We start from the raw sequence: 11,086 nt of genomic DNA, 5'->3' as shown, positions 1-11,086 counted from the left end.
CTCTGTGTCTACTTGGAGGCTTGCTTACTACATCTACTCCCGTATGGGCTGCCCGGTAGACCGAGGTAACCATCAGCAGTGCCAGTGTTTTGAATCCGTCAGCGGTGGAAGTGGTCTTTTCCAATCACCAGCGAATGACTCTTGACTTTTACGGTGAGAATATTTTCCGGATGTTCCAAGATAATATGGGAGGTATTGTACGTGACCCACAGGCTTCTCCTGAAGCCCGGATTTTGGTAGACCGTCCCCGAAAAGAGGTAGGAGAATTGTCACTGACGGATAAAGACGGAGTGATTACCGTTTCTACTGCCAGAATCCAAGTTGAGTTGGATCTTTGTTTAAGATTACGGATAAAATCCGCCAAAAAGTTGTAGTGGAATCAGTACGTCCGGTTGACTTTATGGAGAAACAAGTATGTATGTCACTGAAAGAACATGACAATGAGTATTTTTATGGCGGTGGCGTACAGAACGGACGCTTTTCTCACAAGGGGAAAAGCATTCGTATCGTTAATACAAACCAGTGGACTGATGGAGGAGTGGCTTCTCCTACTCCTTTTTATTGGTCTACCGAAGGCTATGGCGTAATGTGGTACACGTTCCGTCCCGGACTTTATGATTTTGGAGCAACCGATAAAGGAGTGGTTAAATTGTCTCATGAAGAAAATTACTTGGATGTCTTCTTCATGGTAAATGAGGAACCGGTAGCTTTGTTGAACGACTTTTATCAGCTGACCGGCAATCCGGTACTCTTGCCTAAGTTTGGTTTTTATGAGGGACATTTGAATGCCTATAACCGTGACTATTGGAAAGAAGACGAAAAGGGGATTCTTTTTGAGGATGGAAAGAAGTATAAAGAGAGCCAGAAAGACAATGGCGGAATCAAAGAGTCACTGAATGGAGAGAAGAATAACTACCAGTTCTCAGCCCGTGCGGTAATTGACCGTTATAACGCAGCCGATATGCCGTTGGGATGGATTCTGCCTAATGACGGTTATGGTGCCGGATACGGACAGACCTCTACACTGGATGGTAACATACAGAACTTGAAAGAACTGGGTGACTATGCCCGTGCGAAAGGGGTGGAAATCGGATTGTGGACGCAGTCAGACTTACATCCCAAAGAAGGAATTGAACCTTTGCTCCAACGCGATATTGTTAAGGAAGTACGCGATGCAGGTGTGCGTGTGCTGAAAACCGATGTGGCTTGGGTAGGAGCCGGTTATTCATTCGGGCTGAACGGAGTGGCAGATGTAGGACAGATTATGCCTTATTTCGGCAATAATGCACGTCCGTTTATCATCTCGCTGGACGGATGGGCAGGTACTCAGCGTTATGCAGGTATATGGTCGGGCGACCAGACCGGAGGAGAATGGGAGTACATTCGTTTCCATATCCCGACGTATATCGGTTCGGGCTTGTCGGGACAGCCCAATATTACTTCGGACATGGACGGTATTTTTGGCGGAAAGAACGTTCCGGTCAATGTCCGCGATTTCCAATGGAAAACTTTTACACCGATGCAACTGAACATGGATGGGTGGGGAGCTAATCCGAAATATCCGCAGGCGTTGGGCGAACCGGCTACTTCCATCAACCGCTGGTATCTGAAAATGAAATCAGAGTTCATGCCTTATACGTACAGCATAGCCCGTGAAGCAATAGACGGAAAACCGATGATTCGTGCCATGTTCCTTGATTATCCGAACGATTACACGCTGGGGACGGCTACCCGCTATCAGTTCCTTTACGGACCTTATGTGTTAGTTGCTCCCATCTATCAGAGTACGCAGGCAGATAAGGAGGGCAACGATGTGCGTAACGGTATTTATCTGCCCGAAGGTAACTGGATAGATTATTTCACCGGCGACTTGTATCAGGGCGGACGGATTCTCAATAATTTTGAAGCTCCTTTATGGAAACTTCCTTTGTTTGTTAAGCAGGGAGCCATCCTGCCAATGACTACGGCTCATAACAATGTCGGCCAGATGGATAAACACTTGCGTGTATATGAGCTTTATCCCGGCGGAAATACGGAGTTCACTGAATATGACGACGACGGAGTTTCTGAGGCTTATCGTTCGGGACAATACGCTACTACTCGTATCCGTTCGGTGGTAGAAGGAGCCGATTTGAATGTGTATGTCGAACCGGTTCAAGGTTCTTTTGCTGGAATGGAAACTCATAAAAGCACTTACTTCCGTATCAATGTAACTGCACAGCCGAAGAAACTGACGGCACGTGTGGGCGGAAAGAAAGTGAAACTTACGCCGGTGGCTTCTTTGGATGAATTGCAGCAAGGAACGGATGTATATTATTATGAACCGTCTCCGGAACTGAACCGTTTTGCCACACCGGGCAGTGAACAGGCTCGTCTGCATGTAATCAAGAATCCGGTAGTGCATGTGAAGTTAGGAGAAACAGATGTAACCCAAAATGGCATTCAGCTTGAGATGAAAGGCTATGTGTTTGCACCCGCTGAAAAGTTGTTGGTAAGTCAAGGTGCGCTGACCACTCCTGAAGCTGAGGTGACGGAGGAGAATACGGGGGCTTATGCGCTGACGCCTTCATGGAAGAAAGTAAACAATGCTGATTATTATGAAATTGAGTACAAGGGTATGTTGTACAGTACCATCCGCGATACGCAGCTCCTGTTTGAAGATTTGCGCCCCGAAACAACTTGCATGTTCAAGGTACGTGCCGTAAATGCTTCGGGTGTGTCCGAATGGGCAAGTGTGACGGCTACTACGAAATCAGACCCGCTCGAATTTGCTATCCGTGGCATCAAGGGAGAAACCAGTTGCCCGAATCAGGGAGGTCAGGGTGTGAATAGGCTATTCAACTTCGATGAGGGAGATTCATGGCATACGAAGTGGAGCGAAGAAGCTGTTCCGTTCGACTTGATTATTGACCTGAACAGCGTGAACCAGCTTGATAAATTCCAATACCTGCCTCGTCTGGATGCCGGAAACGGTACGTTGGGCAAAGGTACGGTATATTACAGTATGGATAAATCAAATTGGCATGAAGCCGGCGCTTTCGACTGGAAGGGTAGTGACGTGAAGACTTTCGTATTCGAAAATCATCCTACTGCGCGTTACATTAAGCTGTCTGTTACGGCTGCTACGGGCAAGTATGGTTCAGGTCGTGAACTGTATGTGTTTAAAGTTCCCGGCTCAGAAAGCTACATTCCGGGCGATATCAACCAAGACAAATTGGTGGACGAAAACGATTTGACCTCTTATATGAACTATACCGGTTTGCGTAGGGGAGATTCTGATTTTGAAGGTTACATCAGTATGGGAGACTTGAATGACAACGGTCTGATTGACGCTTACGACATTTCGGCGGTGGCTACCCGTTTGGAGTCGGGAGTCAGCAGCCGTCAAGTGCCGTTAGTGGCTGGCGAAATCTCGATTACCCCGTCAAAGAAGACGTATAATGAAGGCGAAACTGTGGAAATCCGGGTTTCGGGTAAAGGCATGTGTTCGGTCAATGCCCTGAGCTTCGCACTGCCTTACGATCCGCAGGCACTGGAATATGTGGAAACAGAGGCAGCCGGCATGAAAGAGATGCGTAATCTGACGAACGACCGTCTGCATACCAACGGTACGAAGGCACTGTATCCTACTTTTGTAAACATCGGAGAAAAGCCATATCTGGAAGGAGATGCAGAACTGATGACCATCAAGTTCAAGGCGAAACGTAAACAAAAGATTGACCTGAAAGTGCTTGACGGTATGCTGGTCGACAAGAATCTGAATACAGTCAAGTTCTGATAGCCATCCGGCGTGATAAGAAAATAGCATGTGTGAATAACAGTCCGTTGTTGTTCCACATGCTATTTTCGTATAAAAGAAGCTGTCTTTGATAGCCTTTGCCGGCATGAAGTCCTGAAAACAGTTCCTTCTATGCTGTTGAAATTTGAAAAGTAGCTGTAAAATTTTGTAAAGAGAAAAAGATGTTATATATTTGCACCCGCAAATGAGAAACAATAAGTTTCTTTTGCGCCTGTGGCGTAATTGGTAGCCGCGCCAGACTTAGGATCTGGTGTCGTGAGACGTGTAGGTTCGAGTCCTATCAGGCGCACGGTAAGAAAAGGATTTGATAAATCGCTGATTTATTGAATCCTTTTTTTATTGCTTTTACCCGCGAAATTCTACCGCTTGCGTTACGTAACGCATCCCAATGTTTGCTATAACGCAAGCGGTAGAGTCAGCCTGCACTACGGCTTGCGTTTTGGCGTCTTGATTGACCCGGATTTTTGCTTGATTGATAGTAACTTTTATAAAAACCGAAACCGATATGTCTGTACAAATACGTTTGGCGCGCATGGAGGACCTCGACCGACTGATGGAAATCTTTGACCATGCACGCAGTTTCATGAAAGCCACCGGAAATCCCAGCCAGTGGATAAACGGCTATCCGCAGCGTGAGATGATAGCCGGCGAAATAGCGGCAAACCATTGTTACGTGTGTTGCAAAGAGGAAGGGGGAGAGGTGGTAGGTACGTTTGCTTTCGTGCCCAGTCCCGACCCGAACTATGCACGCATCGAGTCGGGCAACTGGCTGAACGATGCCCCCTATTACGTTATCCACCGCTTGGCTTCCGACGGCAGTTGCCGGGGAATAGGCAAGGCGTGTATCGAATGGTGTTGGGAGCAATGCCATAGCCTGCGTGCCGATACCCACCAAGATAACAAGATTATGCAGAAGCTGTTGGAGAACAACGGCTTTGTCCGTTGCGGAATCATCTATGTGGCCAATGGAACACCCCGCATCGCCTATCAGCGCATATAGTCAGCCGGAAGCGGTTGCTCCGTAGGGGCTGATAAAGTCAGAACAGATGTTAAATCTTGTTTTGGGTAAATATTTTCTACTGGAAAGTTTGTCTGTAAAGAAATAATAGCTTACATTTGCCAATGTTTCCAATGGAAAATAATAGTAACAAGATAAAATCAACAAACCTATGAAGTATGTCATCATTGGCGGAGTAGCCGGAGGAGCAACCGCAGCCGCCCGCATTCGTCGGAATACCGAGAAAGCAGAAATTGTGTTATTTGAACGAGGCGATTATATATCGTATGCTAATTGCGGACTGCCTTATTACATCGGCGGGGTAATTAAGGAGCGCGACCGCCTGTTTGTACAGACCCCGGAGGCTTTCGGGCTTCGGTTTAATATTGACGTGCGGGTACGTTCGGAAGTCACGGCTATTGATACAAAGAAAAAACAAGTCACGGTACGTACATCAGACGGAAAGGTTTATACGGAAACTTACGATAAGCTATTGTTGTCTCCGGGAGCATCTCCCGTCCGTCCGCCGCTGCCGGGCATCGACAGCAAAGGAATTTTTACCCTGCGTAACGTTGGCGATACCGATAAGATTAAGCAATACATGCAGCAACATCCGGTAAAGCGTGCCATCATCGTAGGCGGCGGATTCATCGGGCTTGAGATGGCGGAAAACCTGCATCACGCCGGGGCCGAAGTAGCGATTGTGGAAATGGCGAATCAGGTAATGGGACCCATCGACTATTCGATGGCTTCGCTCGTACACGGGCATCTGCTGCAAAAGGGAGTCCGTCTTTATTTGGGTCAGGCGGTAGAACGTTTTGACGAAAACGGTCAGGGCGTCCGTGTGGGACTGAAATCGGGAATCCGGCTCGATGCCGATTTGGTGATACTGTCTATCGGCGTGCGTGCCGAAACCCGGCTTGCCGTAGAAGCGGGGCTGAAGATAGGCGACATGAAGGGGATTTGGGTCAATGAGTTCCTGCAAACTTCCGATGAGTCGGTTTATGCCGTGGGCGATGCCATCGAGTTTCCTCATCCGATTACGGGCAAGCCGTGGCTGAATTTTCTGGCAGGGCCGGCAAACAGGCAGGCGCGCATCGTGGCAGACAACATCGTGTTCGGTAATCGGGTGAAATACGAAGGAGCCATCGGTACGTCGATTGCCAAAGTGTTCGATATGACCGTTGCGGCTACGGGACTTCCGGCAAAGCGTTTGAAACAGATGGATATCCCGTATCTTTCGGCAACCATCCATTCCGGTTCACATGCCGGTTACTATCCTGCTTCGTCGCAGATGGATATCAAGATAACTTTCTCGCCCACCGACGGCAAACTGTATGGTGCGCAAATCGTGGGGTACGACGGTGTGGATAAGCGTATCGACGAGTACGCGCTGACCATCAAGCAGAAAGGAACGGTTTACGACCTTATGGCACTGGAACATGCTTATGCTCCGCCCTTCTCGTCGGCGAAAGACCCCGTTGCCGTTTCAGGCTACGTTGCGGGCAATATATTGAGTGGGAAAATGACTCCGCTCTATTGGCGTGAGCTGGCGGAAGCCGACTTAACAAAAGCCACTTTGGTAGATGTCCGTACGGCAGATGAATATGAGTTGGGTTCTATTCCCGGTTCGGTAAATATTCCGCTTGACGAACTGAGACCCCGTATGAACGAAATTCCTGCCGATAAGCCCGTGTTCTTATATTGCGGTGTAGGATTGCGAGGGTATTTGGCATCCAATATCCTGAAAGAAAACGGCTATAAGGATGTAAGAAACCTCATAGGCGGAATCAAAACTTATCAGGCGGCAGTTACTCCCGTGCCGTTGCCCGACGCATGGAATGAGCCTTGCCGGTCGGACGAGTCAGCCTGTCGTGAAGAACATGACGCCGCGAAAGTAGTGCGGGTAGATGCCTGCGGAATCCAATGTCCGGGTCCGATAATGAAATTAAAGAAAGAAATGGAAGTGTTGCAGCCGGGCGAGCGGTTGGAAGTATTGGCTACCGATGCCGGTTTTCCGCGCGATGCCGAGGCTTGGTGCAAAAGCACAGGAAACCGTTTCCTCGCTGCCGACTCATCGGACGGTGCATTCCGGGTGACGATAGAGAAATCTCCGCTTCGCTGTACGCCTCCGGCAAGTTCATCCTGCGGTGAAGAAGGTAAAACTTTCATCTTGTTTAGCGATGATCTTGATAAAACTTTAGCTACTTTTGTGCTGGCTAACGGCGCGGCTGCCACCGGAAAGAAAGTAACCATCTTCTTCACGTTCTGGGGACTGAATGCGATAAAGAAAGCGGTAAAGCCTCAAGTAAAGAAAGACCTTTTCGGTAAAATGTTTGGCTGGATGTTGCCGTCCGACTCCCGCAAGTTAAAGCTGTCGAAGATGAACATGGGAGGCATCGGAGCAAGGATGATGCGTTACGTGATGCAGCAGAAAGGGATTGACTCGTTGGAGTCACTGCGCAGTCAGGCGATAGAAAACGGTGTGGAGTTCATAGCCTGCCAGATGTCGATGGACGTAATGGGCATAGACAAGTCGGAACTGTTGGATAACGTGACGATTGGAGGTGTGGCTACCTACATAGAGCGTGCAGAGCAGTCAAAAGTTAATTTGTTTATATGATGACATGGAGAAAATAAAATGTATATGTGTAATGAGAGAGCTTTTCAAGGCTCTCTCATCGTTAGAGTCAGAGTTGGAGGCAAAATACGGAGTTTCTCTGAATGAAGCGATGGTATTGTGCAGCATAGGAAAAGAAACGGTAACGGCAGGAACCATTGGCGAACGTACCGGACTGATGGCTTCCCATACCTCGAAAGTAATCGGTAAAGTGGAAGAAAAAGGACTGCTGGTACGCTCGTTGGGCGAGAAAGACAAACGTCAGATGTATTTTACATTGACGGAAAAAGGCCATGCCTGTTTGCAGGAAGTAGCCGATAAAGGAGTAGATGTTCCGGAGGTGTTGCTGCCTTTTTTTAATGCTTATAAGGACTGATGAAGAAAAAGAAATTTGAGTTGGAAGTTCCCGGAGGGGCAGACAAGGTATTGCTTCATACTTGCTGTGCACCCTGTTCATCGGCAATTATTGAATGTCTGATGCAACACGGGGTGCGTCCCACCATTTACTATTGTAACCCCAACATCTATCCGCTGGAAGAATATAACATACGTAAAGACGAGTGTACGCGCTATGCCCGTTCGTTGGGACTGGATATTGTAGATGCCGATTACGATCATGAAGCATGGCTCTGCGGCGTAAAGGGATTGGAAAGCGAGCCTGAAAGGGGAGGACGCTGCCTGAAATGTTTTAAGATGCGTCTGCTCGATACGGCGCGTTATGCCCATGAACACGGGTTTGCCGTCATAACAACAACCCTTGCTTCATCGCGCTGGAAGAGTCTGGAGCAGATAAACGAAGCCGGACGTTACGCCGTGGCTCAGTATCCCGATGTGGTTTGGTGGGAACAAAACTGGCGCAAGGGCGGACTGAGCGAACGCCGTATTGCCATTATCAAAGCATATAATTTTTATAATCAGCAATACTGCGGGTGCGAGTTCAGTATGCGCAAAGACGAGTAAACTATTTGTTCGGATTGGCTTCGATGGGCATCGTGTTGTCTTTGTATGCCGAGAAGCCTTTCACTTTAACCCGCTCTTTTTTCTCTTCTTCACCGATGGCAGCCGAACCCAGTTGGTTCATGTTGTCTTTGATGGCGTTATGCGTATCGAAGAAATAATCCAGTAACATCTTCATGTGCTCCTCCAGTTCCCCCTCGTTGGGCGAAAAGAACGTGTGGCAGCGCGAGTGTAGTCCGATGGTTTTCCCGTCTTCGTCCGACATGAATACGGTGGTAACCAATGAGTTTACATTAACCAGATTAATGATTTCCTTCAGGTAGGGCAGGGCCTCGTTATCGGCATTGATAGAACCCCACCACGGATTCCATATCATGATAAAGCGGTTTTCTTCTTCAGCCGCTATATAAAAATCATCTCCCTGATACTTAAACGTAATATGGCCTTCGGCATTGATGTCAGGCTGGCATCCTATCTTTTTCAACACGCTGATAACCAAATCGCGAGTTGTAATGTCGTCCAGTTCGTCTTTTGTCATTCGCTCGATGTGCTCAAGCCGCTTTTGCCGTTCGCGCAGGAAGCGCATGGCAAATAAAATAACAGGCCACAAAGCCAATGCAATGACGGCGATTAAAAGGGTAATGTCACTGATGTTTGTCATAATACAGATACTTCTTATTGCCTTAAAGATAAGAAATAAATCAGTACGAATAACGTCTGTTATATTTTTTTATACAAAGTAGATGCATGAAATGTGAAATAGGTTTGTTTATAAAGTGTAACATCAAAAAAACAGACTTATGAAACGATTAGTATCAATGATGGTTTTGGCTCTCTTCGTAATGGTGGGCCATATCCAAGCACAGGAAGAAAGAGAACTGACACGTGAAGAGAAAAAAGCAATGCAGGAACACTTGGACAGTTTGTTATATGTTGAGGCTGAGCAGGCGATAAATCAAAAAGCATTTACGCTGGAAGCCGATAAGGTAGTGTTTAAATATGGACAAACGGCTTACGTCTCTTCCAATACGAACTTTGTGGCGGTGAGTGGAGATGAGGCTGTGGTTCAGATAGCGTTTAACATCCCGGCTTCGGGCTTTAACGGATTGGGAGGCATAACGGTGGAAGGAAGCGTCTCAGGATATGAGATCCGTAAGGATAAAAAGGGTAATCTTTATGTATCCATGAACGTGATGGGTACGGGCATTTCGGCGCGCGTAGACATCAACGTTTTGAAAGGAAGCAATCAGGCTTCGGTAACGGTTACTCCGAACTTCAACTCCAACCGCTTGACCTTGAATGGGGTTGTATTGCCTACGGGAAGAAGCAATGTGTTTAAAGGACGTTCACTTTGATAAATTATTAAAGGAGATATGAGTATGAAAAAGATTTTATTGTTGGCAGGTATTGCACTTTTGGCAACGGCTTGCGAGAAAGATCCGGATATGGATAAAGTAGACGCAGATCTGGTGGTGTATACTGACCATGACGGAGACGCAGATTTTGGTTCTTATAAAACCTACTTCCTACCCGACAGCATCTTGGAAGCGGGAGGGTATAAGTCTTCTTATTGGAAAGATGAGAATGCACAGGCTATCATCGCCCAAGTGGAAGCCAATATGGAGGCAAGAGGATATACCCGCGAAACGGATGCTTCGAAGAAGGATGAGGTTGACTTGGGAGTACAGGTCTCTTACGTGGCGCAGACCAATTACGTTACCACCGGCTCTTATTACGGAGGCTGGTGGGACTGGGGATTCTGGGGACCGTGGTGGGGCGGATGGTATTATCCTTTCACTATGACCTACTCTTATAACACCAATACGCTGGTGGTAGAGATGCTTGATTTGACCGGTAAGGGTACGGAAGGAGAACAAAAAGCAAACATCCCGGTAATATGGTATGCAAATGCTTCCGGTTTCCAATACTCCGGACGCTATAACCAATCGTTGTTGTTAAAAGCGGTCGATCAGGCTTTCGAGCAGTCGGCTTATGTACAGTCGGATAACTAATAAAGGAGGAATTACCTATGAAAAAGATAAATATGCTTTGGAAAAGAATGGCTTTGGCTTGTGTGATGTTTATGGGAGTTGCAGCCCAAAGTTTTGCACAGTGGGATGCCCGTAAAGTACACGTAACGATAGACTGGCAGATGAATGCTCCTTTCTCGACCGATTTTGCAGACAAAATAAGCGGTTGGGGTATGAATTTTGAAGGGACTTATCAGGTAGCTCCGCGTTGGGATGTGGGCGTGTTTGCAGCCTTCCATACCAACCATTATTACGTAGGACGCCAGACGTTGGATATATCTTCTACCGAGGCGATTACTACCGACCAGCAACGCTCGGCATTTCAAGTTCCTTTCGGGGCGACAGCGGCTTATACGTTATGCAACGGAAAATATGTAAAGCCCTATATCGGTGCGAAAATGGGAGCCATGTTTGCGCGCAATACTACTTATTTCGGGGCAAGCGGACTTTATGATAAAGGCTGGGGATTTTACGTATCTCCGGAGTTGGGCTTGAAGATTTTCCCTACCGGAAAGCATTGGGGATTCCATGTTGCCGGATATTATAGTTATGGAACGAACAAGACGCGGACTTTGACGTGTGACATCGACGGACAAAACAATGCGGGTTTCCGTCTGGGTGTGATATTCTGATCGGGTTATGCACATAAAAAATCAGACGATTATTAACATCCCGCCCGGCGT

Annotated in this window: 8 protein-coding genes, 1 tRNA gene and 1 pseudogene; 9 read left to right on the top strand and 1 reads right to left on the bottom strand. The window is 47.4% G+C overall.

The genetic code is table 11. The annotated features are described in order from the left end of the window. Positions 1 to 71: 71 nt before the first annotated feature. The 6 genes and pseudogenes from M3085_RS02820 to M3085_RS02795 form a co-directional block, all read left to right on the top strand. A pseudogene (locus M3085_RS02820) lies at positions 72 to 3,778 on the top strand (TIM-barrel domain-containing protein); the annotation flags it as partial. 228 nt (positions 3,779 to 4,006) lie between these two features. Next, positions 4,007 to 4,088: transfer RNA gene (locus M3085_RS02815), tRNA-Leu, on the top strand. Between the two features lie 216 nt (positions 4,089 to 4,304). Next, on the top strand, positions 4,305 to 4,799 hold the full coding sequence (locus tag M3085_RS02810) for a GNAT family N-acetyltransferase (protein WP_178256103.1): 495 nt from the start codon (positions 4,305 to 4,307) through the stop codon (positions 4,797 to 4,799). 169 nt (positions 4,800 to 4,968) lie between these two features. After that, entirely contained in the window at positions 4,969 to 7,419 is a 2,451-nt protein-coding gene (locus M3085_RS02805; protein ID WP_249052232.1) for an FAD-dependent oxidoreductase, read from the top strand. Between the two features lie 4 nt (positions 7,420 to 7,423). Further along, on the top strand, positions 7,424 to 7,792 hold the full coding sequence (locus tag M3085_RS02800) for a MarR family winged helix-turn-helix transcriptional regulator (protein ID WP_178256101.1): 369 nt from the start codon (positions 7,424 to 7,426) through the stop codon (positions 7,790 to 7,792). Next, positions 7,792 to 8,376: an epoxyqueuosine reductase QueH gene (locus M3085_RS02795; RefSeq protein WP_178256100.1), complete on the top strand. Its 585-nt coding sequence runs from the start codon at positions 7,792 to 7,794 to the stop codon at positions 8,374 to 8,376. Before M3085_RS02800 ends, M3085_RS02795 begins: the two co-directional genes overlap by 1 nt. Position 8,377: 1 nt before the next feature. Here the strand turns inward: M3085_RS02795 and M3085_RS02790 are convergent, their stop codons facing one another. Next, on the bottom strand, positions 8,378 to 9,025 hold the full coding sequence (locus M3085_RS02790; RefSeq protein ID WP_191710414.1) for a hypothetical protein: 648 nt from the start codon (positions 9,023 to 9,025) through the stop codon (positions 8,378 to 8,380). A 148-nt stretch (positions 9,026 to 9,173) separates the two neighbouring features. Here M3085_RS02790 and M3085_RS02785 point away from each other — a divergent pair, with 148 nt between their 5' ends. From M3085_RS02785 to M3085_RS02775, 3 genes are read left to right on the top strand one after another with little or no spacing between them, the layout of a single operon-like run. Continuing rightward, on the top strand, positions 9,174 to 9,728 hold the full coding sequence (locus tag M3085_RS02785; RefSeq protein WP_249052231.1) for a DUF4251 domain-containing protein: 555 nt from the start codon (positions 9,174 to 9,176) through the stop codon (positions 9,726 to 9,728). A 24-nt stretch (positions 9,729 to 9,752) separates the two neighbouring features. Then, the gene (locus tag M3085_RS02780) at positions 9,753 to 10,385 is read left to right on the top strand and encodes a DUF4136 domain-containing protein (RefSeq protein WP_178256098.1); all 633 of its coding nucleotides are present in this window, start codon (positions 9,753 to 9,755) and stop codon (positions 10,383 to 10,385) included. A gap of 17 nt (positions 10,386 to 10,402) precedes the next feature. Then, positions 10,403 to 11,035: an outer membrane beta-barrel protein gene (locus M3085_RS02775; RefSeq protein WP_178256097.1), complete on the top strand. Its 633-nt coding sequence runs from the start codon at positions 10,403 to 10,405 to the stop codon at positions 11,033 to 11,035. Positions 11,036 to 11,086 lie beyond the last annotated feature (51 nt).

Source organism: Bacteroides caecicola, from assembly GCF_023337095.1.
Taxonomy (GTDB): Bacteria; Bacteroidota; Bacteroidia; order Bacteroidales; family Bacteroidaceae; genus Phocaeicola; species Phocaeicola gallinarum.
The sequence above is the reverse complement of the archived record's forward strand: the minus strand, read 5'-3'. Positions and strand labels throughout refer to the sequence as shown.

Coding starts and splice junctions, on each gene's coding strand:
- M3085_RS02785 (WP_249052231.1), top strand. CDS start 9,174: ATGAAACGATTAGTATCAATGATGGTTTTGGCTCTCTTCGTAATGGTG.
- M3085_RS02810 (WP_178256103.1), top strand. CDS start 4,305: ATGTCTGTACAAATACGTTTGGCGCGCATGGAGGACCTCGACCGACTG.
- M3085_RS02805 (WP_249052232.1), top strand. CDS start 4,969: ATGAAGTATGTCATCATTGGCGGAGTAGCCGGAGGAGCAACCGCAGCC.
- M3085_RS02800 (WP_178256101.1), top strand. CDS start 7,424: ATGGAGAAAATAAAATGTATATGTGTAATGAGAGAGCTTTTCAAGGCT.
- M3085_RS02775 (WP_178256097.1), top strand. CDS start 10,403: ATGAAAAAGATAAATATGCTTTGGAAAAGAATGGCTTTGGCTTGTGTG.
- M3085_RS02795 (WP_178256100.1), top strand. CDS start 7,792: ATGAAGAAAAAGAAATTTGAGTTGGAAGTTCCCGGAGGGGCAGACAAG.
- M3085_RS02780 (WP_178256098.1), top strand. CDS start 9,753: ATGAAAAAGATTTTATTGTTGGCAGGTATTGCACTTTTGGCAACGGCT.